35 protein-coding genes and 1 pseudogene are annotated in these 25,696 nt (G+C 63.5%); 20 read left to right on the top strand and 16 right to left on the bottom strand.

Annotation, left to right across the window (positions count from 1 at the left end):
• Positions 1-54: 54 nt before the first annotated feature.
• Positions 55-306 (top strand): DUF3072 domain-containing protein, encoded by a 252-nt coding sequence (locus RS897_RS23135; RefSeq protein WP_315831048.1) that lies wholly within the window; start codon positions 55-57, stop codon positions 304-306.
• A 196-nt stretch (positions 307-502) separates the two neighbouring features.
• Positions 503-1,231 (top strand): GrlR family regulatory protein, encoded by a 729-nt coding sequence (locus RS897_RS23130; protein WP_315838720.1) that lies wholly within the window; start codon positions 503-505, stop codon positions 1,229-1,231.
• Positions 1,232-1,502: 271 nt separating this feature from the next.
• On the opposite strand, the gene RS897_RS23125 is transcribed toward RS897_RS23130, so the two are convergent.
• Positions 1,503-1,970, bottom strand: coding sequence for an outer membrane protein (locus tag RS897_RS23125; protein WP_315831047.1), 468 nt, complete (start codon positions 1,968-1,970; stop codon positions 1,503-1,505).
• A gap of 24 nt (positions 1,971-1,994) precedes the next feature.
• Positions 1,995-2,342 (bottom strand): hypothetical protein, encoded by a 348-nt coding sequence (locus RS897_RS23120; protein WP_315831046.1) that lies wholly within the window; start codon positions 2,340-2,342, stop codon positions 1,995-1,997.
• A 236-nt stretch (positions 2,343-2,578) separates the two neighbouring features.
• Between RS897_RS23120 and RS897_RS23115 the strand changes: the two genes are divergently transcribed.
• From RS897_RS23115 to RS897_RS23095, 5 genes are all read left to right on the top strand, one after another.
• Complete coding sequence (locus RS897_RS23115; RefSeq protein ID WP_315831045.1) at positions 2,579-2,716, top strand: hypothetical protein; 138 nt, start codon at positions 2,579-2,581, stop codon at positions 2,714-2,716.
• Between the two features lie 467 nt (positions 2,717-3,183).
• Entirely contained in the window at positions 3,184-3,447 is a 264-nt protein-coding gene (locus tag RS897_RS23110) for a hypothetical protein (protein ID WP_315831044.1), read from the top strand.
• A 341-nt stretch (positions 3,448-3,788) separates the two neighbouring features.
• On the top strand, positions 3,789-5,171 hold the full coding sequence (locus tag RS897_RS23105) for a TAXI family TRAP transporter solute-binding subunit (RefSeq protein ID WP_315831043.1): 1,383 nt from the start codon (positions 3,789-3,791) through the stop codon (positions 5,169-5,171).
• Positions 5,172-5,262: 91 nt separating this feature from the next.
• Entirely contained in the window at positions 5,263-5,727 is a 465-nt protein-coding gene (locus tag RS897_RS23100; RefSeq protein WP_315831042.1) for a hypothetical protein, read from the top strand.
• Between the two features lie 124 nt (positions 5,728-5,851).
• Entirely contained in the window at positions 5,852-6,076 is a 225-nt protein-coding gene (locus RS897_RS23095) for a hypothetical protein (protein WP_315831041.1), read from the top strand.
• Between the two features lie 80 nt (positions 6,077-6,156).
• On the opposite strand, the gene RS897_RS23090 is transcribed toward RS897_RS23095, so the two are convergent.
• Both RS897_RS23090 and RS897_RS23085 read right to left on the bottom strand, forming a co-directional pair.
• Positions 6,157-6,528: a hypothetical protein gene (locus RS897_RS23090; RefSeq protein ID WP_315831040.1), complete on the bottom strand. Its 372-nt coding sequence runs from the start codon at positions 6,526-6,528 to the stop codon at positions 6,157-6,159.
• Between the two features lie 164 nt (positions 6,529-6,692).
• Positions 6,693-7,715, bottom strand: coding sequence for a Bug family tripartite tricarboxylate transporter substrate binding protein (locus tag RS897_RS23085; RefSeq protein WP_315831039.1), 1,023 nt, complete (start codon positions 7,713-7,715; stop codon positions 6,693-6,695).
• 434 nt (positions 7,716-8,149) lie between these two features.
• Here RS897_RS23085 and RS897_RS23080 point away from each other — a divergent pair, with 434 nt between their 5' ends.
• Together RS897_RS23080 and RS897_RS23075 are read left to right on the top strand one after the other, a co-directional pair.
• Positions 8,150-9,166 carry an extracellular solute-binding protein gene (locus tag RS897_RS23080; RefSeq protein ID WP_315831038.1) on the top strand — a complete coding sequence of 339 codons (1,017 nt, stop codon included), beginning with the start codon at positions 8,150-8,152 and terminating at the stop codon, positions 9,164-9,166.
• Positions 9,167-9,170: 4 nt separating this feature from the next.
• A complete protein-coding gene (locus RS897_RS23075) occupies positions 9,171-10,838 on the top strand; it encodes an ABC transporter permease (RefSeq protein WP_315831037.1) in 1,668 nt (555 codons plus the stop codon).
• Between the two features lie 5 nt (positions 10,839-10,843).
• Here RS897_RS23075 and RS897_RS23070 read toward each other — a convergent pair whose 3' ends face one another.
• The gene (locus tag RS897_RS23070) at positions 10,844-11,695 is read right to left on the bottom strand and encodes an NHL repeat-containing protein (protein ID WP_315831036.1); all 852 of its coding nucleotides are present in this window, start codon (positions 11,693-11,695) and stop codon (positions 10,844-10,846) included.
• A gap of 121 nt (positions 11,696-11,816) precedes the next feature.
• Here RS897_RS23070 and RS897_RS23065 point away from each other — a divergent pair, with 121 nt between their 5' ends.
• From RS897_RS23065 to RS897_RS23055, 3 genes are all read left to right on the top strand, one after another.
• Positions 11,817-12,449: an HAD-IA family hydrolase gene (locus RS897_RS23065; RefSeq protein WP_315831035.1), complete on the top strand. Its 633-nt coding sequence runs from the start codon at positions 11,817-11,819 to the stop codon at positions 12,447-12,449.
• A 153-nt stretch (positions 12,450-12,602) separates the two neighbouring features.
• Complete coding sequence (locus tag RS897_RS23060) at positions 12,603-13,061, top strand: NUDIX hydrolase (RefSeq protein ID WP_315831034.1); 459 nt, start codon at positions 12,603-12,605, stop codon at positions 13,059-13,061.
• A gap of 95 nt (positions 13,062-13,156) precedes the next feature.
• Positions 13,157-14,146 (top strand): sensor histidine kinase, encoded by a 990-nt coding sequence (locus tag RS897_RS23055; protein WP_315831033.1) that lies wholly within the window; start codon positions 13,157-13,159, stop codon positions 14,144-14,146.
• Here the strand turns inward: RS897_RS23055 and RS897_RS23050 are convergent.
• Positions 14,113-14,394 (bottom strand): hypothetical protein, encoded by a 282-nt coding sequence (locus RS897_RS23050; protein WP_315831032.1) that lies wholly within the window; start codon positions 14,392-14,394, stop codon positions 14,113-14,115. The genes RS897_RS23055 and RS897_RS23050 overlap by 34 nt on opposite strands.
• Before the next feature lie 130 nt (positions 14,395-14,524).
• On the opposite strand from RS897_RS23050, the gene RS897_RS23045 reads away from it, so the two are divergent.
• Positions 14,525-14,743, top strand: coding sequence for a transcriptional regulator (locus RS897_RS23045; protein ID WP_315831031.1), 219 nt, complete (start codon positions 14,525-14,527; stop codon positions 14,741-14,743).
• A gap of 154 nt (positions 14,744-14,897) precedes the next feature.
• Complete coding sequence (locus RS897_RS23040) at positions 14,898-15,248, top strand: hypothetical protein (protein WP_315831030.1); 351 nt, start codon at positions 14,898-14,900, stop codon at positions 15,246-15,248.
• A 95-nt stretch (positions 15,249-15,343) separates the two neighbouring features.
• On the opposite strand, the gene RS897_RS23035 is transcribed toward RS897_RS23040, so the two are convergent.
• The 4 genes from RS897_RS23035 to RS897_RS23020 all read right to left on the bottom strand — a co-directional run bounded on the left by RS897_RS23035 (position 15,344) and on the right by RS897_RS23020 (position 16,949).
• Positions 15,344-15,718 (bottom strand): hypothetical protein, encoded by a 375-nt coding sequence (locus RS897_RS23035; protein WP_315831029.1) that lies wholly within the window; start codon positions 15,716-15,718, stop codon positions 15,344-15,346.
• Between the two features lie 175 nt (positions 15,719-15,893).
• Positions 15,894-16,442: a hypothetical protein gene (locus tag RS897_RS23030; protein ID WP_315831028.1), complete on the bottom strand. Its 549-nt coding sequence runs from the start codon at positions 16,440-16,442 to the stop codon at positions 15,894-15,896.
• Between the two features lie 58 nt (positions 16,443-16,500).
• Positions 16,501-16,701, bottom strand: coding sequence for a hypothetical protein (locus RS897_RS23025; protein WP_315831027.1), 201 nt, complete (start codon positions 16,699-16,701; stop codon positions 16,501-16,503).
• A gap of 50 nt (positions 16,702-16,751) precedes the next feature.
• Entirely contained in the window at positions 16,752-16,949 is a 198-nt protein-coding gene (locus RS897_RS23020) for a hypothetical protein (RefSeq protein WP_315831026.1), read from the bottom strand.
• Positions 16,950-17,123: 174 nt separating this feature from the next.
• On the opposite strand from RS897_RS23020, the gene RS897_RS23015 reads away from it, so the two are divergent.
• From RS897_RS23015 to RS897_RS23005, 3 genes are all read left to right on the top strand, one after another.
• A complete protein-coding gene (locus RS897_RS23015) occupies positions 17,124-17,300 on the top strand; it encodes a DUF2934 domain-containing protein (protein ID WP_315831025.1) in 177 nt (58 codons plus the stop codon).
• 117 nt (positions 17,301-17,417) lie between these two features.
• Positions 17,418-19,550, top strand: coding sequence for a glycogen debranching protein GlgX (gene glgX, locus RS897_RS23010; RefSeq protein WP_315831024.1), 2,133 nt, complete (start codon positions 17,418-17,420; stop codon positions 19,548-19,550).
• 130 nt (positions 19,551-19,680) lie between these two features.
• Positions 19,681-20,100, top strand: a complete 420-nt coding sequence (locus tag RS897_RS23005) for a lipid-binding SYLF domain-containing protein (protein WP_315838719.1) — start codon at positions 19,681-19,683, stop codon at positions 20,098-20,100.
• 114 nt (positions 20,101-20,214) lie between these two features.
• Here the strand turns inward: RS897_RS23005 and RS897_RS23000 are convergent, their stop codons facing one another.
• The 4 genes from RS897_RS23000 to RS897_RS22985 all read right to left on the bottom strand — a co-directional run bounded on the left by RS897_RS23000 (position 20,215) and on the right by RS897_RS22985 (position 22,726).
• Positions 20,215-20,640: a DUF5413 family protein gene (locus RS897_RS23000; protein WP_315831023.1), complete on the bottom strand. Its 426-nt coding sequence runs from the start codon at positions 20,638-20,640 to the stop codon at positions 20,215-20,217.
• A 247-nt stretch (positions 20,641-20,887) separates the two neighbouring features.
• Positions 20,888-21,079 (bottom strand): hypothetical protein, encoded by a 192-nt coding sequence (locus tag RS897_RS22995; protein ID WP_315831022.1) that lies wholly within the window; start codon positions 21,077-21,079, stop codon positions 20,888-20,890.
• A gap of 408 nt (positions 21,080-21,487) precedes the next feature.
• Positions 21,488-21,754, bottom strand: a complete 267-nt coding sequence (locus tag RS897_RS22990) for a hypothetical protein (RefSeq protein ID WP_315831021.1) — start codon at positions 21,752-21,754, stop codon at positions 21,488-21,490.
• A gap of 162 nt (positions 21,755-21,916) precedes the next feature.
• Positions 21,917-22,726, bottom strand: coding sequence for an MBL fold metallo-hydrolase (locus RS897_RS22985; protein WP_315831020.1), 810 nt, complete (start codon positions 22,724-22,726; stop codon positions 21,917-21,919).
• 225 nt (positions 22,727-22,951) lie between these two features.
• On the opposite strand from RS897_RS22985, the pseudogene RS897_RS22980 reads away from it, so the two are divergent.
• Positions 22,952-23,321, top strand: a pseudogene (locus RS897_RS22980) (ester cyclase).
• Between the two features lie 20 nt (positions 23,322-23,341).
• Here the strand turns inward: RS897_RS22980 and RS897_RS22975 are convergent.
• Positions 23,342-23,818 carry a MarR family winged helix-turn-helix transcriptional regulator gene (locus RS897_RS22975; protein WP_315831019.1) on the bottom strand — a complete coding sequence of 159 codons (477 nt, stop codon included), beginning with the start codon at positions 23,816-23,818 and terminating at the stop codon, positions 23,342-23,344.
• Between the two features lie 97 nt (positions 23,819-23,915).
• Between RS897_RS22975 and RS897_RS22970 the strand changes: the two genes are divergently transcribed.
• Together RS897_RS22970 and RS897_RS22965 are read left to right on the top strand one after the other, a co-directional pair.
• The gene (locus RS897_RS22970) at positions 23,916-24,284 is read left to right on the top strand and encodes an antibiotic biosynthesis monooxygenase family protein (protein ID WP_315831018.1); all 369 of its coding nucleotides are present in this window, start codon (positions 23,916-23,918) and stop codon (positions 24,282-24,284) included.
• Positions 24,285-24,316: 32 nt separating this feature from the next.
• Positions 24,317-24,877: a cytochrome b gene (locus RS897_RS22965; RefSeq protein ID WP_315831017.1), complete on the top strand. Its 561-nt coding sequence runs from the start codon at positions 24,317-24,319 to the stop codon at positions 24,875-24,877.
• Between the two features lie 58 nt (positions 24,878-24,935).
• Here RS897_RS22965 and RS897_RS22960 read toward each other — a convergent pair whose 3' ends face one another.
• On the bottom strand, positions 24,936-25,601 hold the full coding sequence (locus RS897_RS22960; RefSeq protein ID WP_315831016.1) for a TetR/AcrR family transcriptional regulator: 666 nt from the start codon (positions 25,599-25,601) through the stop codon (positions 24,936-24,938).
• Between the last annotated feature and the right edge of the window lie 95 nt (positions 25,602-25,696).

Genomic DNA, 25,696 nt, shown 5'->3' with positions numbered 1-25,696 from the left:
GCAAGCCAGAGATGGCCCGGAAACGGCGAAAACCACAGGTTTCGGAGAGTTGTGATGAGCAGTGTTGTGATGAATGGCGTTGCGGTGACTAGCGTTGCGATGAACGTGATTGCGATGGAGCGCATTGCAATCACGTTGCCCGACCAGATCACCCAGCCGATGACACGGACCCAGGCCGCGACCCTGCGCAGCCTGAGCATCGAGGCCTATCAGCCCAAGCAGTTCGCCGCCAACCTCAGCCGCGACGAAGCCGACGTGCGCATCGCCGCGCTGAAGGCGGAGATTGCGCTGGCGGATTCGTTTTGAGAGCGGACCGGCTGACGGCCTGATATCCGAGATCCTGTTTCGCGAAAAACGGCGGGCGTGTGCCTGCGCTACGCGTGCCTGCGATACTGCCGTACATTCCCGGCGCAAACGCCTCGCGTTTGTCGCAAGAAAAACCGGTATTCACTTGTCCGGATCATGCTTTAAGATGCCGTCTGCTGGGTGGGACAAGCCGTCGTTGCGCGAGGGATTTTACAAGGTCGAGTTTTCGGTGGACGCGGCCGTCGGGCGCAGCGTGATGTACGTTCATGCCGGCCAGATGCTGGGCGGCAATTCCGGCTTCGCGCACTACGGCAGCTATCACGAGGCCGGCGGCGAGACGATTACCCGCATCACCAGCCATCGCCATAACCTCGATCCCAACCACATCTCGCTCCTGGGCTCCGATATCGCCGAGATCAACGCCCGCGGCCGCGCCGTCGGCGACGCCTTTCATTTCCAGGGCGGCTCGCCGCAGATGCCCGGCGCTGTGTTCCGATCGGTGATGACGCGGCTGGACGATGAGGAATTGCCGGCCGCGGACACGTCGTCCTCGCCACAGAGCGCTCCGGATGTCGGCAACAAGCTCGTCAGCGGTCTCTATTCCATCCATCTCAAGGCGCTCGACGGCGTGGACGGTGCGCTGACGGGCGTGATGCTGCTCCATGACGGCTGCATCCTCGGCGGCGATGCGTTCTTCTATTATCTCGGCAGCTACACCAGCGCCGGCGGCAAATGGAAAGGCGGCATCGTCAACCAGGAGCATACGCCGGCGAAAGAGGCGCATCCTGTGTTCGGCGGCCACGAGGTCGGCATCGGCTTTTCCGGCACCTTCGATCCGCACGGCGCCACGCTGGAAGCCGCCGCCCTGATCGGCAAACGCAGCATTCGCCTCACCGCGGATCTCAAGCTGATGCGGCCGGCGTAGCTATGAGAGATATCGTTCGATCAACTAATCCGTCATCCTGAGGTGGCCGTGCGCAGCGCGGCCCTCGAAGGACGACGGCCCGGGCCGTCCATCCTTCGAGGCTCGCCCAGCGGTGCAAGTGCACCGCAAGGCTCGCACCTCAGGATGACGGAGTTGAATCAACTCATTATATTCTAGCGCCTACCTCGCCCCCCAAATGCAGAGCGCTCCGCACACCGGTCCCCTCGGTGCGCGGAGCGTCCACAGCCCCCATTGGTCTTAAAACATCACGTCAGTAGCGCGCGACCACCGGCCCGCCGAAGCGGTAGTTGACGCCGAAACGCGCGATGTTGTCGGTGTATTTGTGGTGCACCACGACTTCGGATGCGAGGTTCTGGGCCACGCAGAGCGCACAGGCCGGGATGGTGGTGTTGAACGAGCCGAGATCGACATGGAGATATTCGGCCTTCACCGACCAGTTGCTGCTCAGCGCATATTCCAGGCCGGCGCCGGCGGTCCAGCCGACCCGCGTGGTGCTGGCGCTGACCGAGGAGAACACGTCCGGCGTGGCCGGGCAGCCGCCCACGCAGAACGTGTCGGTGGTCTTGATCTCGCCGAACGCGACACCGCCAGTGGCGTAGACCAGCAGGCGGTCGAAGGTCATGCCGACCCGGCCGCGCACGGTCGACAACCACGTGGCGTTGGTCGCGTTGGTCATGATGTCGCCGGGGTTGATGTTGACGGCGCCGGTGAAGGGCACGGTGCGGGACGCCTTGCCGTCGAGCTAGGCGGCGTCGGCCGCAAGGCCGAGCACCCAATTGCTGACCTGCCAGTTATAGCCGATCTGGCCGCCGCCGGCGAAACCCTGCGGTTTCAGTTTTCCCGAGGTGATCGCAAGGAATTCTGCGGTTGTTGCCGGACCTCCGAACACGGCGGGATTCAGCGGCTCGGCGGCAAGCTTGTCCTCGCCCCAGTGCCCGCCCACATGGGCGCCGATGTAGAAGCCGGTCCAGCTGAAGACCGGCACGGGCGGCGGCAGCGGCACGGCCTTCATCGGCAAATCGGCCGCGTTCGCCGCCCCGCCAGCCGCGAGTGCGAGAATCGCCAGACTTCCAATCAGGAATGACTTCATGTGCTCCCCCAAGCTTGAGAAAATCAGCCAAATGCTAACGCCGTTCCCGCCGGGGGGGCCGTACCTTTTCAGCAATAATCAGAAACGAAGATGGCTGGAAATTCCCCGCCCAGCCCCAAAAGGGTACGTAAATGCCGCGCGGCGGCCTGCGGGCCCCACGCCTTTAATGATTTAGGTTTGAACCTTTATCGGCCGGCGCGGACGTATCCTGTGGAGATCAATGACTGGAGACCCCCGTGGCTGCCGTTGCTAGAGCATTCAAGCGCGCCTTGTGGCCCGCTATCAACGAGGACGATACGCTGCAAACATTCCTGCTGTTTGGCGGCCTCGGTCTGCTCGTGGCGCTGGTGCTGATGGCCTGGGGCTGGATCTGACGCGAGCCGGATCTACCCAAAGTTGAGTCCCCGCTCGGTTCAGCCGGTGAAACGGCCCCGGCCTGCACGATGCGCCGGCGGCTGGACTCTCTCCCTCATGATGCCGCGCCCCTGGGGCGTCGATCGCTTCGTTTCCGATATGGCGAGCTGTGCCGGATGCAACCGGCAGTGGACATCTGCGCGGCACATGCCGCGTGGTCTGCACACCGATCGATCAGGACGACGTTCTCCGCGATCTGTGATCGCAAGGCGATGTTTGTTCCACAAGCCGAACGGAACGAGAAAAGCGAACTTGCCAAGGCAGCGTTCTGCATAGCTGAGCCGCCGGCCGGCAGGCTTGCAGCGCCGTGGCGTTGCTGTATCTGGCGAGGATCACGTGGGATGCGGCGACAACATCCCCTCGATCTGAACTCGCATGCCCCTGAACTCGCAAGCATTGGGCTTCGGGCCTTTTTGGCAGGACTGACATGACCGACCTTCGCAAAGCCGCAGAGGACAACAGAGATCGCATCGCGCACGCCGAAAACGCCGGCGAAGTTGTTCGGTGCATCTTCCGCACTCATGAGGTGGTGTACGGCCTGATCGGCGACGCCGCCGACAAGTTCGTCATCAAGGGCGAATGGGCCCTGAAGACCGACGGCGCATCGCTCAGGACCACCGCGATGTTCTGCCAGGACATCGAGGAAGCCAAGGCGCTCCGCAACGTGTTCGGCGACGTCGTGCAGACCTGAGGCGCGTTTGCGTCATGCTTCGCGGTTTCGCTCGGCGAGCAGCCGCTCGCGCTCCCCGGAGGTTCGTTCCGGGACAGCGATGATCCGCACATCGCAATCGGCGGATTTTTCCACCCCGCGGCATCGCCGATCGCAGGCGGCGGGCAGCGCAAACGTCGCGCCGTATCCCGCGATGCCCGATGCGACGATCTGCCATCCGTCGCACAACGGTCACACAAGACATGTTGCGACACAATTTCGGCGGCCTGGTTTGACGCCGTCGTTCTGAAGACCCGTACCGGTCGCCGGCATTTTCGGATAGGCTCGCCGCGCAATGCACCCGCTCCAGTTCAGCGACACCCGTGACCGACCTGCCGCCCCGGCGACGCAACGGCAAGACCTCCGCGCTCCCGGCGCTCGCCGCCGGGCTATTGTTGTTCGCTGTCGCCGTCGGCCTCTTGTTCATCGCGCTGCGGCCGGTGGCGTTGCGCATCGCCGTCGGCCCCGCGGGCAGTGACGATCACAAGCTGATCCAGGCGCTGGCGCAATCGTTCACGCGCGACGGCAGCGCGGTGCGCCTCGTGCCGGTCACGACCGGCGGCGCGGCGGAGAGCATCGCGCAACTCACGGCCTCCAAAGCCGATCTTGCGGTGGCGCGTGGCGACCTCGCGATGCCGGCCGATGCGCAATCCGTCGCCATCGTGCGGCGCAATCTGGTGGTGCTGTGGTCGGCGCCCGGCGTTCGCACCGACGGCGCGCGAAAGTCGGCGGCGCCAAAAAACAGGATCAAGGAGATCGCCGACCTCGCAGGCCGCCGTGTCGGCGTGATCGGGCGCTCGGAGGCCAATGTCGTTCTGCTTCGCGTCATCCTCGCGGAGTCCGGCGTCGATCCCAAAAAGGTCGAGATCACTCAGTTCGGCGCCGACCAGATCAATGAGCTTGCAAGCAATCCGCAAATCGATGCGTTCATGACGGTCGGCCCGCTGGACAGCAAGGTCGTCACGGAGGCGATTGCGGCCACCGCGCGCGCCCGGGGCGAGCCGCGCTTTCTCCCCGTCGATGTGTCGGAAGCGATCGCGCAGCGGCATCCGCTGTACGAATCCGAGGAGATCGCCGGCAGCAGCTTCAACTCCTCGCCGGCGCGGCCCGGGGACAAGATCGAGACGGTCGGCATCAACCACCTGATCATCGCGCCGAGCACGCTGTCGGACACCACCGTCGGCAGCTTTGTCCGGCAGTTGTTCGCGGTGCGGCCGCAGCTTGCGCGCGACATGCCCAGTGCTGCGAAAATCGCCAAGCCCGATACCGACAAGGACGCCGCATTGCCGGCCCACCCGGGCGCGGCCGCTTTCATCGACGGCACCGAACGCACCTTCCTGGAGAAGTACAGCGATTACATCTGGGCCGCGGTGCTGCTGCTGTCGGGCTTCGGCTCGGCCGGCGCCTGGCTGCGCCACACCTGGCGGCGAGCGGAGCGCGAACGCAACACGCAGCATCGCGACAAACTGCTGGACGCGATCTCCAAGGTGCGGCAGGCGGACAGCGTGGAGGAGCTCGCAGCGATGCAGCATGAGGTGGACGAGATCCTGCGCGAGACGCTCGACTGCTACGACGACGGCGCGATCGAGGCCGGCGGCCTGTCCGCGTTCGGCCTTGTGATGGAGCAGTTTCACCATGCAGTGGTCGACCGGCGCGTGTTGATCGAGGGCCATGCAACCGACCGTCTGCGGCTGCGGGCGCGCTGATCCCGCATCATTCGAACCTGATGAACCCGCGGACGCAGCCGCACGACCCATAAGACCAGGGGTCTGAATCAGGGCCTCGCGAGGAGGTCCCATGCCGATCTTCATCGAGACCGACAATTCCGACCGCAACAACAAGATCTATGTCGCGACATTGGCGCAGGGCGATGCCGATAAAGCCGAAGCCGCGATCCAGCGGGCGATACGGGCCGGGATCGGCAAGTCCAACGACTTCACCAGCACCAAGCCGACCGACGCCAAGGCGCTGAAGGCCCTCAAGGGTTATGTGATCATCATCACCCTGGTCAGCGTCAAGCCGGACGGCGCTGATCTGCAATGCAACCTGGAAGGCATCGTCGTGCACTATCCCAGAGAGCTCACCAAGGACAAGAAGAAGGGTGAGAAGATGGTGAGCACGAAATTCACCGGCGGCGCCAAGGCCAACACCCGCAGCGCGGTGGTCGATGCCGTGGAAGCCGCCACCGAGAGCATGGTCAAGGTCGCGCTGCCGCGGATCAAGATCTACGACGACGGTTTGAACGCGCCGACCACGCCTTGACGATCATCTTTGCGACGACATCGAAAGATTCGCATCATTCCTGGTGATGGGAACCGCGAAGCGTATGCGGCCAAAACGGCCTGCGATGCGGGAACACCGCCACACGCAACCGCGTTGCCCCGTCATGATCGTCGCACTCATCGATGCGGATTCCGCCGCCCGGCTTGTGGAGGAATCCTACAATATCGCGTGGAATTATCTGAGCCAGTCCGGCCGGATCGACGATCCCGACGGCTGCCATCTGCTGCTGTCGGAGGAGATCTCGCGCCTGATCGTGGACGGCGAGCGCAATGCACTGCGGCTGGCGAACAAGGCGATCGCCGGCTTTGAGCGGCGCATCGCGGCATGACACACCGCATCGGCCGGCTACGGCAGCGAGAAGCACTCCGGCCTGTCCGTCCACGGAAGCGACCGAACGCGGATCGCGTCTCAGGCGATCTCGCTGGATTGCGACAGCAACTCATCCGCGGCGTCGCGGCCGACCACCGTGAGATCCCCCACCCGCGTGTTGCCACGGCCCGCATAGGCAAGGATCCTCTTGGCGATGAACTGGCGATCGCCTGGCGTCCGTGAAGCAAGGGGCAGATCGCGGCAAGCGCGCTCCAGCGCGATGCCCATATTGGTGATGGCGGCTTGATCAAAACCGTTAGAGATCATCGTCCGGCTCCCGAAGCAGGCAACCACGGCTAACGCATCAACCACGTCACGCCGCTGAGGTTTCATCAGCGTCAGCATCTCTCCCGCAATTGGTGGAACGCGAAATCGGCTTGTCGTGAAAAAGGCCGTCGAACGATCGTCCAACGGCCTCCGGGATCAATATTGATCCGTGCTGAGATGCTCCCCCTGCCCCGGACCACCAGCGTAACAAGAGCCCAGGGAATCACTGATCCTGAATCAGCGGTTCCAGAGCAGGAACAATTCCGACGTTGTCCGGCTGCAACAGTGCGCGGTTCCAAGACGCGCCGCTACTCCACCTTCGCGCCGGCGAACTTGACGACCTTTTCCCACTTCTCGGTTTCGGCCGCGACAATCTTGCCGAAATCGTCCGGGGTTCCAATCAGGATCACGCCGCCGAGTTCGGCAATGCGCGTCTTCATCGCCGGCTCGGCAAGGATGGCGTTGACCTCCTTGTTGAGCCTGTCGATGATTGCCTTCGGCGTCTTCTTCGGCATGCCGATGCCGAACCACGCACTCGCCTCATAATCCTTGACGGTAGCACCGACGGTCGGAACGTCGGGCAGTTCGGACGAGCGATCCGTGGTGGTCACCGCCAGCGCCCGCAGGCTGCCCGCCTTGATGTGCGAGATCGCGGACGGCATGTTGTCGAACATCACCTGCACGCGGTTGCCCAGCATATCGGTGATCGCCGGCGCCGAACCACGATACGGCACGTGCTGCATCTCGATCCCGGTCATCGCCTTGAACAACTCACCGGAGAGATGAATCGAAGTTCCGTTGCCCGACGAGGCCATGTTGACCTTGCCGGGGTTGGCCTTGGCATAGGCGATGAATTCGGCGACCGTCTTGGCCGGGAAATCATTCGGCACGATCATCACATTGGGCACCCGCGCGATGCCGGCCACCGGCGCGATGTCGCGGATGAAATTGAAGTTCAACTTGGCATAGAGCGAGGCGTTGATTGCATTGGCGGGATTGACCAGCAGGATGGTGTAGCCATCCGGCTCCGCGTTCACCACCGCTTCGGTGCCGATGTTGTTGCCCGCGCCGGGCTTGTTCTCGATCACGAACTGCTGGCCCAGCCGCTCCGACAGCCGCTGCCCGATCAGGCGGGCCAGGATGTCGGTGGCTCCGCCCGCGGGATAACCGACCACCCAGCGCACCGGATGAGTGGGATAATCCTGCGCCGCGGCGCCACCTGCCGACAGCACGGCCGCAACTCCCATCGCAACCAGACCGACCGCGCCACGGCGCGAAACGGAACGCACGAAGGCGGGACGCGAAGCGACAGACTTCAAAAGTGAAAGCATTGGTTTCCCCCAACTGCCGCGACTTGCGCGCGGTCAGCGTATGTTGAAGTGACAACGCACGGTTTGTAACAAGCAAATCAGGGACGGGCCAGAGCAGCTTTCAGGCACATCATGACGCAAGCGCGTGGTGATGATGACGTAAGACGAAAGTTGGAGCCGCGTTGAGCGACATCGACTCGACACCGCACGGAATCGTTCCCTCCCTCCTTGTGGGGGAGGGAGCCGACAAAACATCGCCCGTGCATGGGACAACTTCAGCGAGCTGGCACCGCCACAACTCCCCAACCCAGCAAGTCTTTGGAATCATTCTAAATCATGGTCTGGCGGCCATTTCGCCGCAGAGGCCGGGCCTGTTGAATGGGCTACACCGGACCCCGATCGCGCGCAGAGCCGATCCTCTTGAGACATCATATCGAAGCGTATTGGAGCCTCTCATGAACCGGTTTCGCACAGCCGCCGCAGCATCGGCCGCCCTCCTGATCTCGCTGGGATCGCAGGCGCGGGCCCAGGAGGTGAATGTCTACACCTATCGCGAAACCAAGCTGATGCAGCCGCTGTTCGATGCCTTCACCAAGGAGAGCGGCATCAAGGTCAATGTGACCTCGGCAAGCTCGGGCCTGGAACAGCGCATGAAGGCCGAGGGCAAGGACTCGCCGGCCGACGTTCTGATCACCGTCGACATCGGCCGCATCGACGATGCGGTGCAGGCCGGCGTCTCCCAGCCGATCGACTCCGCGGTGATCGAGAAGACGGTGCCGGCGCAATATCGTGATCCGGACAAGCACTGGCACGGCATCTCGATGCGCGCCCGCGTCATCTACGCTTCCAAGGAGCGCGTGAAGCAGGATGCCATCACCTATGAGGAGCTCGCCGATCCCAAATGGAAGGGCAAGATCTGCATCCGCTCCGGCCAGCACATCTACAACAACGCGCTGTTCGCAGCCTATGTGGCGCGGCATGGCGAGGCCAAGGCCGAGGAATGGCTGCGCGGCGTCAAGGCCAACCTGGCGCAGAAACCCTCTGGTGGCGACCGCGAAACGGCGCGCGATGTCGCCGCCGGCAAGTGCGATATCGGCATCGGCAACACTTATTACTGGGCGCTGATGAACGACAAGGAAACCGACAAGAAGGCCTGGGCCGACGCCACCAAGGTGATCCTGCCGACGTTCGCCGGTGGCGGCACCCACGTCAATCTCTCCGGCGTGCTGCTGGCCAGGCATGCACCGCACAAGGCCGAGGCCATGAAGCTGATCGACTGGCTGGCGGGCGAGCAGGCGCAGCAGATCTATGCCGATGCCAACTACGAGTATCCGGTGCGCAGCGGCATCGCGATCAATCCGACCATCGCCGGCTACGGCAAGCTGAATGCGGATGCCCAGCCGCTCGCCAAGATCGCCGCAAGCCGCAAGGCGGCCGCCAACCTCGTCGACAAGGTCGGCTTTGACAACTGAGACGATGCCCGCGGCCAGCCGGCCGCGGCGCCCTTCGCTGCGCATTGAAACCGTCATCCTGGTGCTTGCGGTCGCGACAGCGGCCGCGGTCGCAAGCCCGATCGCCGGCATCGTGCTGCTGGCACTGCAGCCTATCCCGGAGCTGTGGCCGCATCTTCTGACCTATGTGCTGCCGCAGGCGCTGTGGGACACGGCGCTGTTGCTCGCCGGCACCGGCCTCGCGGCGCTGGCCACAGGCGCCGGCGCGGCCTGGCTGATCTCGTCCTATGATTTCCCCGGCCGCAGCCACTTGCTGTGGTTGCTGGCGCTGCCGCTCGCGATCCCGACCTATATCGGCGCCTATGTCTATGCCGACATTGTCGAGCCGCTCGGGATCGTCCATCGCCTGCTCACGCACTGGATGACGCCGGCGGAGGCGATTCAATGGTTGCCGAACCTGCGCTCCCTGCCCGGCGCCGTCTTCGTGTTTGGTGTCGTGCTGTACCCTTATGTCTATCTCTCGGCGCGGGCGATGCTGCAGGTGCAGAGCGTCGAGGTGTTCGAGGCCGCGCGCACCCTGGGCGCCGGACGCTGGCGCATCTTTCGGCGGATATCGCTGCCGATGGCGCGCCCGGCGCTCGCCGTCGGCGTGTCGCTGGTGATGCTGGAAACCTTGAACGACATCGGCGCCAGCGATTATCTCGGCATCCGGACGCTGACGGTGGCGGTGTTCACCACCTGGCACAACCGCGGCAGCCTTGCGGGCGCGGCGCAGATCGCCTGCCTCATCCTTGCAATCGTTGCGGTGCTGATTGCGATCGAACGTTACGGCCGCCGCGACCGCGCCTATGCGCTCTCCGCCGAGAGTCCGGCGCTGCTGCGTCGCCGGCAGCTGCACGGCGCCAAAGCCGCCGCGGTCTATGCGCTGTGCGCCCTGCCGCCCTTTGTCGGCTTCGCCGTCCCCGCCGCATTCCTGGTCTATCAATGCCTGCGGCGCGGACTGCTGGCGCAGTTCGATGCCGCCGTCATGCGCGACGCGCTCAACTCCATCGCGTTCGCTGTCGCGGCGACCGTCATCGCCATCGCACTGGGGTTTGCCATCCAGATCGCCGGCCGCTGGCGGCCTGGCCTGCTGGAGCGCGCCTGCATCAATCTCTCGCGCTCCGGTTATGCGCTGCCCGGCCTGGTGCTGGCGTTGGGTCTGCTGACCCCGGTGCTCGCCATCGACCACGGCCTCAACGCACTGGCGCGCCTCGCCGGCCTGCCTGCACCAGGTCTGGTGCTGGTCGGCTCCGGCGCCGCGGTGGTGATTGCCTATGTGATCCGCTTTCTCGCGGTGCCGACCGGATTCATCCAGGCGGGCTTCGCGCGCATTCCCACCGACTATGACGACAGCGCCCGCGTCAGCGGCGCCGGACAGATGGTCACCGTGCGCCGCATCCACCTGCCGCTGCTCAATCCGGCGCTATGGGGCGCCGCCATCGTGGTGTTCGTCGACTGCCTGAAGGAACTGCCGGCGACGCTGCTGCTGCGGCCGCTGAATGTCGAGACGCTGGCGACCTCGATCTACCAGTACGCCAGCCGCGGCAGCTTTGAGGAGGGATCGCTTGCGGCGTTGCTGATCGTTGCCGCCAGCATCGTGCCGGTGGTGTGGCTGACGCGGGTCGCGGATCTGCCAAGCGGGCCGGCGTAGCAATCCTATCGCAGCAGCCGCAACCGCGTGAGCCGGCTGGGATTGCTCTCGGCCAGGAGGATGTCGCCGTCGGGTGTGCCGAAGATGCCGTGCGCGCCATTGAGCATGGGCCGGCATCGTCCAAGACGCTCGCCCTTGGGGCCGATCTTTTGCAGGTTCGGCACCATGTCGGTGACATAGGCGCAGCCCTCATCATCGCCCCAGATCGCGACGGGTTGGTAGAACTCGCCCCAATTCTCCAGGTGCCGGCCCTCGCGGTCGAACACCTGCACGCGGTTCAAAGTGCGATCGACCACCACCACGCGGCCATCCGCGAAAGTCCAGATCGCATGCGGCCAGCCGAACTGACCATCGCCGGTGCCATGGCTGCCCCAGGATGCGATCAGGGTGCCGTCGGCATCGAAACGATGCACCCGGCTCGCGGCATAACCGTCCGAGACATAGATCTCGCCCCAGGCCGAGACATGCACGTCGGTCGGATGGTTGAACGGAGACAACGGCACGCCGCGCCGCCCCAACCCACCAATCCGTTCGCCGGCCGGCGAGCAGATGATGACCTCATGCATGTCGCGGTCGACCGCGAGGATCCGTCCTGTGGCGTCGGTGGTCAGCATGTGGGAATCCGCAATCAGATCGCCGCCCCAGCCTCCGAGATAAGTCCCGTCGGGCGCAAGCTCGATCACGCGCGGGTCGTTGGGATGCACCAGCGGATCGTGCCGCAGCATCACGAAAACATGCCCGCGCGGATCGACCGCAACGTCGGTAACAAAGCCGGTGTTCTGCGGCCAGGCGCCAAAGGGACGCTCGACGCGATAGCGCTGGTCGCCGAGCGCAACAATCAAGTCGTGTGCGCTCACAATTTTTTCCTCACGGAATTTTCCTTCATGCCTGACGTTCCGACTCGTCAGACTAGCCCGCTACCGGGATCGCATGCTAGTCGTGATCTCTGCGATGAGGCGTCCAGCAAACGGGAGCGGCATGGTCCAAGCGGTGATCTGGGATTTCGGCGGTGTCATCACCACCTCGCCGTTCGAGGCATTTAAGCGGTTCGAGGCCGAGCGTGGCCTGCCCGCCGACATCATCCGCCGCACCAACGCGACCAACCACTGGGAGAACGCCTGGGCGAAATTCGAGCGCGCCGAGGTCGATCTCGACACCTTCGACCGGCTGTTCGCGGAGGAATCGCGGGCGCTGGGCGCCGAGGTGCGGGGCCGCGACGTGCTGCCGCTGCTGTCCGGTGACCTGCGCCCCGAAATGATCGAGGCCCTGCGCCGCGTGAAAACCCATTGCAAGACCGGCTGCATCACCAACAACCTGCCCGCCAACAGCATCGGCAGCCACAGCGGCCGCTCGCTCTATGTCGCCGAGGTGATGGTGCTGTTCGACCATGTCATCGAGTCGGCCAAGATCGGCCTGCGAAAGCCCGATCCCCAAATCTACCGGATGATGATCGAGGCCCTTGGCGTCGATCCCAGGGCCTGCGTTTATCTCGACGATCTCGGCGTCAACCTGAAGCCGGCGCGCGAGATGGGCATGACCACCATCAAGGTGGTTGACGCGGCACAGGCGATCGCCGAGCTGGAAGCGGCGACGGGATTGGCGCTGCGCTGAGACGGCTTATCTTCCATGGACAAGACATATCTCCTCATGGTGAGAAGCGCGGCACGCGCGTCTCGAACCATGAGGCCCCGAGCAGCGACCGTCGAGGCCTCATCCTTCGAGACGCGGCCAAACGGCCGCTCCTCAGGATGAGGGGTTAGGTTCATGCCACTGGCGAGCGCAGGCATCCTGATGTACCGGCGCTGTGACGGCGAACTCGAAGTCCTGCTCGTGCATCCCGGCGGCCCATTCTGGCGCAACAAGGATGATGGCACCTGGTCGATTCCAAAAGGCGAGATGGCTGAGGATGAAGATCCGGAAGCCGCGGCGCGGCGGGAATTCGAGGAAGAGCTCGGTGTTGCCCTAACCGATACGCTTGTTCCGCTCGGCGAGATCAAGCAGCGGGGCGGCAAGCGGGTTCATGGCTTCGCGGTCGAAGGCGACCTCGATGCGACGGCGATCCGCAGCAACACGTTCGAGCTGGAATGGCCACCCAAAAGCGGGCGCATGCAAACCTTTCCCGAGGTCGATCGCGCGGAATGGTTCGCCCTCGACATCGCCCGCGACAAGATCCTCTCCGGCCAGCGCGCCCTGCTCGACCGCCTCGCCGACCTCGTCGCATAAGCAATCGTGCGCACGGCGCAACGCCATGGACAACACCGATGAGCGCGAGCTAGCCTGCTGCACGCGTGCGCTGCGCGCGCCGGATCGGATGTCCGATGAAATGGGTGGATGAGCTCCTTGGCAGCTGGCGCGGCACGGCTGAGCCGTCCGCACCGCTGATCTGGGGATTTGCCGCCGCGTGCCTCGCCGCGAGCACCCTGATCCGCTGGGGCATCTCCTCGCTGCGCCCGGATATTACGTTCACGCCCTATTTTCCGGCCGTGCTGTTCGCAACGCTGCTGGGCGGTTTCCGCGCCGGCGTGGCCACCACCATCGCAGGCGCCTGCCTCGGTTATATCGTCCATTTCGGCGACGCGCCGTCCGGCGGCGCCAAGGTCGCGCTGCTCCTGATCTATGCCGCTGTCTGCGCCCTGATCATCTGGGCGCTGACGCACTATCGCACCGTTGTCGGGCATTACCGCCAGATCGCCGACAAGCTCGCCACCGAGGAAAGCTATCGCAAGCTGGTGGTCGACGAACTGCAACACCGGCTCAAGAACAAGGTGTCGACAGTGCATGCGGTGGTGCGACAGGCGCTGCGCGCCTATCCCGAGGCGTGGGAGCGGATCGACGGCCGCATCCGCGCGCTGTCCGCCACCGACGACCTGATCGCCCGCACCGATGAGCGCGGCTGCGACCTCAAGGCGCTGCTGATGTCGGAACTCGAGCCTTACGGGCACGTGCGCTACACGCTGACCGGCGATGACGTCCTGCTGCCGCCGAAACTCGCGGTCAGCATGGCGCTGGTGTTTCATGAGCTCGCGACCAATGCGGCGAAGTACGGATCGTTCTCGGCGCCCGAGGGGCTGTTGAATGTCTCCTGGGAGTTGCGCGCCGATCGGCTGAACGTGCTGTGGGACGAAACCGGCGGGCCTGCCGTCAGTCCGCCTGCCAGCGAGGGCTTCGGCATCCGCCTGCTGGATGCGGCGTTGCGCGCCTTCGACGGCCACACGCAGCGCCAGTTCCTGCCGTCGGGTCTGCGCTGCATGATCGATTGCCGTATCCCCAACGATCAATCGGTCGATCTCTCCCGCTCCAGCGGCTGATCCGGCGCGCCGCGTTCCTGCCTCGTCGCATCGACAGCGTCGTCCTCATCCGCCCATGTTCGCGCATAGATCTCGAGCAGCGCCAGCGTCGCTACCTGCTTCAGAATCTCCATGGAGCGCTCACCGTCACCCGCCGCTTCCAGCAGCTGCGTGGCGACGTAGGCGCGCGCCTCCTCGCTGGACACATGGCCGCACACATCGTCAAGCACGACGCTGAGCAGCTTCAGGGTCTCCGGATTGAAGAGCATGTTCGTCTCGTGAGGGCGGCCACTGCCTACGCCCACAACAACCGCCACACCGCGCGGTTCCCCGCATCAGGATACAATGGAACCCGGGGGAACTATCCGGTGTCACGGGCGTTATCCCGGCATGACAAACATGACAGATGATCTTCCCAGAGTTGAGCGAAAGCCGATTCAGGAACGCAGGAAAATCGCCGAGATCGAAGGCCGCCAGGCAATGGTGGAGGTACGTGCGCGCGATGCGTTCGTGCGCTCCAATATGGAAAAGCTGCGCGAAGCGCGGCTCGCCAGGGAGCAGCAAGAGCAAGCCCAGGAACAAACCAAAAAACGCGCACCGGCACGCCGACGCGGGTAAACCTCAAGGCACGGGCGAGGTTGCAGCGGATGCAACTTTCCCCGGATTGAACAGTTATCCCTGCAACACCGCCTTTAGAGCAAACTGCCTTTAAGGACTGAAACCGGCTTGAACAGTCGACTGAACAGATTCACATGACCGAAAGGAATGCCCGATGAAAACGACCATGTTGGCGATCGCAGCTGCAGCCACCATTGCCGCGGCAACAGCTCTCTCACCCGCACCGGCCGAAGCGCGCGGCGGACGCCTGGCCGCCGGCATCATCGGTGGCCTTGCAGCCGGCGCGATCATCGGCGGCATCGCATCGAACTCCTACGCTTACGGCCCTGGCCCGGGCTATGGTTACGGACCGGGTTATCGGTCGGGTTATGCCTACGACGCGTATGACGCGGCGCCCGCTTATGGCCCCGGTTACGATGACGGCTATGCCCGCCGGAACAACTTCGTCTGCCAGCCCGGCACGGTGTTCCGCAATGAGAACGGCAAACGCACGCTTTGCCAATAAGTGATCGCCAATAGCGATCGATGACATCAACTAAAAAGGCGGCCGGATGGCCGCCTTTTTTGCGCGCGTAATATCCCTGGCTTAATATTCCTGGCTTATTGCTTCGACGCGACCGCGGCGAGCGGCGGCGTGGTTATGCTGCCGGTGACGATGTCGCCGGTTTCGTTGGGCAGACAATCGCGACAGATCACCATGCGCTTTTTCAAGGCAGCTTCGCGGGCGCTGTCGTCGGCCTGTTGCTGGGCATAGGCGTCGGCCGGCGCAGACGTCACCGCAGCAATCGGAGCGGTCTCGATGACTGCGGTGGCACGGCGTGGTTTCCGTGTCGGCCGGACGTCATCGGTGGGCGGCGTGCCGTTGCCGTCCCAAGCCATCGGTAAACCCGCGGGCGATGGTGCAGTGAAACTGCCGGCGCAACCGGCAAGCGTGACGCCCATCACACCGAGCACGATCCATTTCAACAGCGACATCAGGACTCCGCAATACCACCATGAACGCCGCGGTTGCGCAGCCGATCATGCGAGATCATTCGATCCACTCATTCGATACTTATTCGATCATTGGGGTTTAACCAAACTCCTTAAAGACGGAGTAAATGAAACGTCACCGATTGCGGCGTCTTCGCGGCATGCGTCGACCCGAGTTCTAACGGCGTGCCCTCAGCGCCTCCAAAGCTCGATTGCAAAGCTGAACCGGATTGCGCTCACCCTTGGCGGCCTGATCCAGAATCGACGTCAGCAGAAAGGCCGAGACCACTGAGGGGATCGGATCCGGCAAGGCTTCGCGGCACAATGCAAGCCCCTCCTCCATCGCCGCCAGCGCATCCGCATCGTAGGCAGCGCCGGCATTTTCGCGCAATGGCGTGGCGCGACAAGAGATGCTTGTCTCGGAATTTCGTTGCTGAAGCCCGCGTACGGCGATCAGCGCGCTGAGATAGATCGCGGCAGCTTCGCTCATCTGCCGTGCATCGGTCTCGCCCTGCTGCGCCAGCACCACGATCCGCGACGCGAGCGCCGCCCGATTGGCTGATGTCGCTTCCGCCTCGCCGCAGGTCGCGACCATGCGCTCCCACGCATCATCCAGAATCAGCGCCAGGCGTTTCACGTCCAACGCCGGTTCACGCGCCGCGGAGGTCGCCTTCTGGTTCGACATCGATCCTCTCAATCCATTGAACAGCGGGGCGCCGAATCCCATGCGAAAGCGTCGCTCAGGCAGACCGGCGCTTTCTCCTCGGGACCGGCGATGAACAACCTTATTTGGGCGGGCGGCCCCGACGCGCAAACACGATTGCCGAAAGGTCGGCAACGTAGCGAAGCAGGCCGGCCTTTTTCAGGGCCGCGACCCGTTCAGGCCCCGGCGGCAAACTGCGCGCCTGTTCGAGAGCTTCGTCCGCCTCCGCGCTGGCCTTCGGATCCGGCCTGCGGGGTGGCGGTTCGGGCGTGGGGTCGGCCATGGGTGTTCGAGCAGGAGTGTGAGACCATGACTATGAAACTTGGGCTCGCCTCAGTGCCCCTCCTTCTCACCCGGCTTCGGGTGATGTGCTCTCGGTTTCGACGGCTGGGTTTCGCTCACCGGATCGGAGGCGGGGAAAGTGTGCTCCAGATCCTTGTTGAGCTTGCTCTGCTCGCGATCCTTGCGGGCCGCGTCCTTCGGATGTTCGGCGTGCTTGTCGATCGGCGCCGGATTGAACTTATCTGCCATGGTGCCTGCCTCGGGTTCTGATGATGGCAACAATCCTGCAACCGGCAGGTTCCCCGCGCAAAACACATCATCCGATCACGGGAACGCGCGCATCGCACCGGAATTGAGCCATCGATATCAAGCGATCCCAGCATCGCGCACGCGGACACGGTCCGCCAAAACAGGACAACGCAGATGAACATCAGGGATGAACAGATCAGGCAGCGCGCTTATGAGCTGTGGGAGAAGAGCGGCAGGACAGAAGGCTCCGAGATGGACTTCTGGCTGCAGGCTGAGCGCGAACTGGCAAAGGAGGCCGGAGAAGCCGTACCCACCACACCGCCTGATCTTCCCGAAGGCAAGCTGGAATAAAACAAGCGAGCCGCGGCCGCGCAAATTAATCACCGTCCGGGCCGATTGCACTGCAACGAAAACGACCGATCGCTGTTAACCGATGCCGGTTTTGCCCGGGATCGATTGGGGGCGGTTGTGACAGACATCATCGTGGAAGAAGGCCTGGTTGTCGAAGAAGGCTTGCCCAACCCGTTCGGCGCGACGTGGGATGGCAAAGGCACCAATTTCGCATTGTTCTCCGCCAACGCCACCAGGGTGGAGGTCTGCCTGTTCGATGCGAGCGGGGCCAAGGAGACGGCGCGGATCGAACTGCCGGAATATACCGACCAGGTGTTTCACGGTTATCTGCCCGGCATCGGCCCCGGCACCTTCTACGGCTATCGCGTGCACGGGCCCTACGAGCCCAACGCCGGCCACCGCTTCAATCCCCACAAGCTGCTGCTCGACCCCTATGCCCGCGCCCATGCCGGGCAGCTGACATGGAATCCGGCCGTGTTCGGCTACAAGATGGAGAGCGGCGACGACTTGACGTTCGATGAGCGCGACAGCGCGCCCTTCATGCCGAAATGCGTGGTGGTCGATCCGGACTATGACTGGCAGGGCGAGGCCGGCCGCCTCAACCGCCCGTGGGACCAGACCATCATCTACGAGACCCACGTCAAGGGTTTCAGCAAGCTGCACGGCGGCGTGCCCGAGAAACTGCGCGGCACATACGCCGGCTTCGGCCAGCAGCCTGTTGTCGACTATATCAAATCGCTCGGCGTCACCGCGGTGGAGCTGTTGCCGATCCACACCTTCATCAATGACAGCAACCTGCTGGAGAAGAAACTCACCAATTACTGGGGCTACAACACCATCGGCTTTTTCGCGCCCGATCCGCGTTATGCGTCGGACGTGCCCAACAGCCTGCGCGAGTTCAAGGAGATGGTGGCACGGCTGCACGCGGCCGGCCTCGAGGTGATCCTCGACGTGGTCTACAACCACACCGCGGAGGGCAACGAGCGCGGGCCGACGCTGTCGTTCAAGGGCATCGACAATGCCAGCTATTATCGGCTGATGCCGGACAAGAAGCGCTATTACATCAACGATACCGGCACCGGCAACACCGTCAATCTGTCCAATCCCAAGGTCATCCAGATGGTGACCGACAGCCTGCGCTACTGGGCCGAACACCTGCACATCGACGGTTTCCGTTTCGACCTCGGCACCATCCTGGCGCGCGAGGTCTACGGCTTCGACGAACAGAGCGGCTTCCTCAAAGCCGTCGACCAGGATCCGGTGCTCACAGCGCTGAAGCTGATCGCCGAGCCCTGGGACTGCGGCCCCGGCGGCTACCAGGTCGGCGGCTTTCCGCCGGGATGGGCCGAGTGGAACGACAAGTATCGCGACACCGTGCGCGATTTCTGGCGGGGACAAGCGAGTGTCGCAGCGCTCGCGACGAGAATCTCCGGCTCCGCTGACATCTTCAACGAGTATGGCCGCAGGCCGTGGGCCAGCGTCAACTTCGTCACCGCCCATGACGGCTTCACCCTCAACGACTGGGCGAGTTACAACGACAAGCACAATGAGGCCAACGGCGAGAACAACCAGGACGGCAGTTCCAGCAATCGCTCCTGGAATTGCGGCACCGAGGGGCCGACCGACGACAAGGCCATCATCGCGCTGCGCAACCGGCAGAAGCGCAACATGCTGGCGACACTGCTGCTGTCGCAGGGCACGCCGATGCTGCTCGCCGGTGACGAATTCGCCCGCACCCAGCACGGCAACAACAATGCCTATTGCCAGGACAGCGAGATCTCCTGGGTCGACTGGGAGCTGAACGCCGACGCCAAGGCACTGCTCGCCTTCACCAAGGACCTGATCAAGCTGCGGCAGACCTATCCGGCGTTGCGCCGCAGCCGCTTCCTGACCGGCGCACACGACGCGGTGCTCGACGTGCGCGACCTGACCTGGATCAACGCCAATGGCCAGGAGATGCAACAGGCGCACTGGCAGGACGGCAACACCAGGTGCCTGGGCATGCTGATCGACGGCCGGTCGCAAAAGACCGGCATCCGCAAGCGCGGCGACGACGCGACGCTGCTGCTCATCCTCAACAGCTACGACGGCGTGGTGGATTTCACCCTGCCGCAGACCGAGGGCGGCCGCCAATGGACGCTGCTGATCGACACCAACATGGTCGCGGCCGAGCCGGACACGCAGTTTCCGGTGGGCGCCACATATCAGGTGACGGGACGGTCGCTGCTGCTGTTCGTGCGTTCGGCGTAAGCCGCCACAACCTGCTTTTCGTTGAATTGCGCCCGCGGCACCGCCATAGTGTCGCGAATCAGAATCCAGCAGATCAAAATCCAACAGACAAGGGACGGACATGCCTTCATCCGGATTTCGTGCTGCTTTCATGGCGCTTGTTGCCGCTGTCGTTGTCTTGGCATGCACCGGCGTCTCATCGGTCGCCCACGCCGATAGCGGTACGATCCGCATTTCGGTGCTCAAGGGCGGCTGGTTCATCGGCGCCTCTGGCGGCAGCGGCACACTGACATTTCGCGGCCGGCAATATCCGCTGTCCATCGGCGGACTAAGCGCGGGCCTGGTGTTCGGCGCATCGCAAACCTATTGGTCGGGCCGGGTCAGCAACATCAGCCGGGCCTCGGATGTCGCAGGCGTCTACGCGGCCGGCGGCGCCGGTGCAGCGATCGGCCGTGGCGCGCAGGTGATCGTGCTGACCAATGAAAAGGGCGCGGTTCTGGAAATGAGCGGGCGGCAGACGGGACTAATGGTCAATGCCGATCTGAGCGGCCTGGCCATCTCGCTGAGATAAGGCACGACCATTCTGACCGGCGTGCGTGTGCTCTCGGACGAGGCCTCGTTTCTCACCGGCGGATTTTCATCGACGGCGGCCGACAGCCGGCTGAGCAGCATTGGCCGAACCCGATCAGTGTCCGGTGACGTGACCGCCGCGCGGGGCCGGCGGTGTGATCGGGCTGACCCGATGCGCCCACCACGACAGCAGCATCGCCGGCACCAGACCCGCGAGGCCGTACTCGATCTCGATCTTGCCGCCGGTGGTGCCCGACAGCACAATCGCCACCACGAAGGCGAATGCGCCGACCAGCACCATCCGCACCACCGGTCCGATGCTGCGGATATGGCAGATGATGTCGTCCACCGCCGCGAACAGCACCGCGGACGGCAGCCCGAACATGTAGGAGATCGGCAGCGCCGAGCCGAGCACCGAGAGGAATTTCAGCAGCGAGGAGTCCGGTTTGTACCAATAGCCGGAACTGACACTCGACACGACCATCAGCACGATCCCGCTCAGGAGCGGCCCCAGCACCGCGAACATGACGTAACGTTTCATCTTGTTTCTCCCGCAGCGTGACCCGTCGGATCATACGCTTCCAAAGACATCGCGCGAGTCTCCACCAGACCGCAGCGCCGGTGCCCCCTGAACAATTGCACCGCGGCACACACATCACCAGCGTCATTGCGGTGCACACAGCCCGAATTCCCGGCGCCTCGCGCTTGTATTTGAGGCGGGCCAGCTTATCCGCGCCGAACACACTGGCCGCGGACATGCCGCGGTTGGCTCAGGAAGGGCCCAGTGCTCAAGGACGCTTCAAGGGAACAACGCAACCTGCGGGAACCTTGGCCGCCGCACGAACGTTGTCGGCCTCGAGGGCCGCCATGTCGAGAAGCTGGACCAGCAGATCGAGGCCCAGTTCGGGGCTCGCCGCCATCTTCCGCAGTTCAAGACACGTGGTGGCTACATACGCAGCCACCTCACCTTGGCTGGTCATCGCTTCCTCCGTCGCCCAGACAGAGTTGGCCGATTCGGGCTGGCGCGCAACCAACCAGTTGGTTGTAAATCTTGCCAAAAACCCGTAAAGATTCAGCAAAACTCCAGAGCTTTTGCGCTGAATGAGACCCCATTATCACAAAACGCGCATTCAACCTTGTTCCGGACGGCAAAAACAATTTTTTAGATGATGAGCAACATGCTTTGGGTTAGGTTGAAGGCTCCGGGGGCGTGGGAGCATTTCTTAACTGACTGATATTGTCCCGGAAGGCCGCGGTTCACCCCGCGGCCTTTTTTTGTTTAGCGACGCACGTTTGGTTGCGCGCGCGCAACAAGGCCGCACGCTTTCGCATGCAGCCTCATTGTCCGTCAGGTGACGTGAGATCGGCCCTCGCGAGCCAGTCCCTGCTCAGTCGTCGCGCTCGATGATGACCTTGCGGCGCGGACGATCAAAGTCGCGGTCGCGATGGCGCCGGACCACGACGGCATCGTCGCGGTCGGAATTGTAGCTGCGGCGCCAGCCGCGGTCGCGATCCCAATCGCGATCACGATGGCCATAACCGCTGTCGACCCGCACGCCGGGCACGCCGATTTCCACACTCTGCGCCTGTGCCGCGGTGCCCATCACACCCATTACGCCGGCAGCGGCGACGATCGCCAGACCAATCCGCTTCATGGTGTCCTCCGTCCTTTATGAACATCAGAAAGCCAACCAGGGAAATCGGCGAACGTTCCGAGGGACGCGGCCCGGTTCCCGAGTTCCTTCCGGTTCCCAGGCAGCGATCAGCGAGCAGCACAGCAAACAGCGCGACAGATCCGGGCTTCGCCCGCCGCTCGATTACAGAGGATCGAATTGAAAGCCGGTTCCCGCACGGGTGATGAGGCCAACACCCGGTGAATCAAGATGCGCGCCCGCAACGGCGTATCCGTTGTCGGCGGCCAGCGCCATGATCCGCAACCGGCTCGCACGCGCCTGCTCCTGATCGTCATCGAACTCCCAGGCGATCTCCGGCCGCGCGAACTGGAGCGACGGGACATGCACGATGTCCCCCCAAACCACGACGCCTTCATCTCCACTGGTGACGCGAAAACAGCTGTGCCCGACTTCGTGGCCGTGAGCAGCGATCGCCTCGATACTGGCGCCGATGCGTTGCCCGCCCTCGAATGTCTCGGCGCGGTCATGAAAGCGCTGAAGCCTTGCCTCGGCGCGGAACAGATCGCGTTCCTCCCAGGGAACGAACAGACGCGACAGTCGCGGGAATGCGTCCTCGCCACTGGGAAGGATCAGGCCCTGAATATGATCGAGGTGGGTGTGGGTAAAGATGACGGTCCGAATCCTGTCGACGGCTATGTTCGCTTCCAGCAACGCTTGCGGAAGCCGACCCATGGTCGGGTGCCAGGCATTCGACGCTCCCGTATCGATCAACGCGACGTCGGCCCCATCGTCAATCGCGAAGGCGTTGACCGAGAGCCTCAGTTGCCCGCCGACAAGCCGCAGCTGCGGCGGCGGACCGTCGTCGAATGTTTTGTCGCCGGGCTGGCGCAATCGTGTGACCGGCATATCGACGTAGCCGTCACGCAATGACGTCACCGTCAACGCGCCGATGGTGTAGGACGCATGAAGATCCCCGGAATGATTGCGTTTCATGGACGCCCCTTACTGTTGACAGGTGTGTTGACCGGTTTCGGATAGCCCATGTTATCGTGCCATCGGATCACGGCACAGAGGATGCTTCGGCAACTCTGACCATCGAGATTGACAGGGATGACAAGCAAGAATTCGCTGATGCATCCCTTTTAACCCCGATTGCAGAATGTCCACGTCAACCTATTTTGTGCAGGCGAGCCTTCGAGAAAAACGAGAGCAATTGCCATGGCGATAGCCGACCTCTCCGACATCTACCGCGGCTACATCGCCTGCCTGAACAAACAGGACTGGCAAAATCTGGCGCAGTTCGTTCACGAGGAAGCTGACTACAACGGCAAACGGATTGGGCTGTCAGGAGGGGGATTTTCGGGCGATCCCGGATCTGCATTTCGATATCCACCTGCTGATCTGCGAGCCGCCGCGCATCGCAAGCCGCCTGCGCTTCGACTGCACGCCCACCGGAATTCTGTTCGGCGTTCCGGTCAACGGCAGGCGCGTCTCGTTTACGGAACACGTGTTCTATGAGTTTCGCGACCAGCGCATCGTCCGGGTCTGGTCGGTCATCGACAAGGCCGCGATCGAAGCCCAGCTTTAGCTCAGAGATCACTCTTCCCGTCAGGCCTCCTCCTCCGCACTGCCGTCGGCCTCCAGTTTCTTGCGCAGCATCGTCATGACGCGGTGCATCGTCTTGATGTCCTTGGTCGCGATCCCGTCGGCGAAATAATTGACCCAGGGCGCCTGCAGGCGCGACGTCGCTTCGTAGGTCTGTCGTCCCTTGTCGGTGAGAACGACAAGCTGAGCCCGCCGGTGATGCGGGTTGACCTCGAAGGCAACGAGCCCCTCCTGGTGCAGATCGTTGACGATCCGCTGCACGTTCTGGCGGTTGGCGCCGAGGTCGCGCGCGAGCCACGCGACCGGCTGCGGTCGCTCGGCGTTCACGATGGCGCCGAGGATCTGCCAGCGGGCGCTGGTCAGGCCGAGGTCGGCGACCAGCCTGTCGCCTGCGGTTAGGAAGCGGTTGTTGAGCCGGAACAGATCGAGAATGAGGTCGGTCAGGGCCTCCCCGGCGGGCGTTCGCTTGGTATGACGCATTTGTAATCCTGTGGCTATATTGACATCATGATGTCAATCTAATATGTCCTAACCATACCATATTGACATCATGACACCAAATTGAAGGAAGTCTCCCATGCCGCAGATGCGTCCACTGGATCCGGCCTTCCCGATCGACCGCCAGATCGCCATCGATACCGGCCCTCTCGTGCTGGTGAATGTCTTCACCCTCGACAGGGACGACGAGCAGATCTTCCTGCGGGTCTGGCAGGACGATGCCGCCTTCATGAAGCAGCAGCCGGGCTTCATCTCGACCCAGTTGCACCGCGCTGTTGGAGAGAGCCCGACCTACCTGAACTACGCGGTGTGGGAATCCAGCGCCGCCTTCCGGGCCGCATTCACCCATCCGGAGTTCAGGGCGAAGATCGGGGCTTATCCCTCGTCCGCCGTCGCCTCCCCGCATCTGTTCCAGACCGTCGCGGTGCCAGGCATCTGCGTCGCGTAACGCGGCACACCCGCATTCGGAGGAGACCGGCAATGGACCTGAAGGACAGCAGGGATCGCTACGGGGCCGTGGTGGTCTCGATACACTGGCTGAGCGCGCTCCTGATCGTCATCCTCGTCGTGTCGGGATTTCGCGCAGCCAATACCATCGATCCGATCGCGAAGGCAGCCATTCTGCGCCTCCATGTGCCGATCGCCATCGCCGTGCTCGCCTTGACGGCGCTGCGGATCGGCTGGTGGTGGGGCGTCGATCGCAAGCCCGCTCCGGTGGCTGGATCACCACGCTGGCAGCAGCGCACGGCGCAGGCGGTGCATCTCCTTCTCTACGTCGTCATCCTCGCCATGATCGCGAGTGGAATCGGCATGATGGTGCTGAGCGGCGCGGCGCCCATTATTTTTGGCGGAGACGGCGCACGGCTGCCGGACTTCTGGAGCTACCCGCCCCGGCTGCCGCACGGCATCGGCGCGCGGCTGCTGCTGGCGCTGGTGGTGTTTCACGCCGGAGCCGCGCTTCATCACCAGTTCGTTCGCCGCGATCATCTGCTGCGGCGCATGTGGTTTGGCAAGGTTCGGAGCCAGGCTCGGGCGGATTAGCGCAAGCGTCATCCGCCGTTACTCACCACGCATCTGCGTCGCATAGCTAAAAGCGAGCTCAAGACCTTTTGGCTGCCAGCGATGATGAAGCCGGCTCATTCGCAAGCTGGCTGAGGTAAGCGCACAACATGTCCGCCATGGCGCCGGAATAGGCTTCGATCTCCGCCGGCGTTCGCGGAGTTTCCGAGAACTGCTTTCCCACCGCGCTGAGCGTGGTCATGATGAGGTCGCCGGCGAGTTCGCGTGTCGCGTCCGGGGCCTTGGGCAGCGCCTCGCGCATGAAGACCTGGACGATGCCATCTCCCGACGCCTTCGCCTCCTGTGCCTCTGGCGCGTCGCGATAGAGCGGCGCGGCATCATCGAGGGCGACACGCACCTCGGCCTCATCACACTCCGAGCGGATGAAGGCGTGAACCAGCGCGCGCAGCCGCTCGAGCGGCGGCCGCCGGCCGTCCTCGAGGATGCTGCGCAGCAGGTCGCCGGTCTGCCGCCATTCGTCGCTCTGGAGCCGGAACAGGATCGCCGCCTTGTTCGGGAAGTACTGATACAGCGATCCGACACTGACGCCGGCCTTCTCGGCCACCCGCGCCATGGTGAAACGCGGCGCGCCTTCCTTCGCCAAAACCTGAACAGCAGCCTGCAAAACCGCGGCAACGAGATCCGCCGAGCGGGCCTGCTGGGGCTGCTTTCGCGAGGAAATTGAAGAGCTTCGGCGATCGGGCATGGCGCGTCCCAGCAATGCGAATTGGAAACATGACGAATTAATCGTATTTCCGTTTCAACGCAACAACGCGCTCACCTGAGGACTGGAGACACCCC

The sequence above is a fragment of the Bradyrhizobium prioriisuperbiae genome, assembly GCF_032397745.1.
Taxonomy (GTDB): domain Bacteria; phylum Pseudomonadota; class Alphaproteobacteria; order Rhizobiales; family Xanthobacteraceae; genus Bradyrhizobium_A; species Bradyrhizobium_A prioriisuperbiae.
This window is presented reverse-complemented; position numbering and strand designations above follow the sequence as displayed.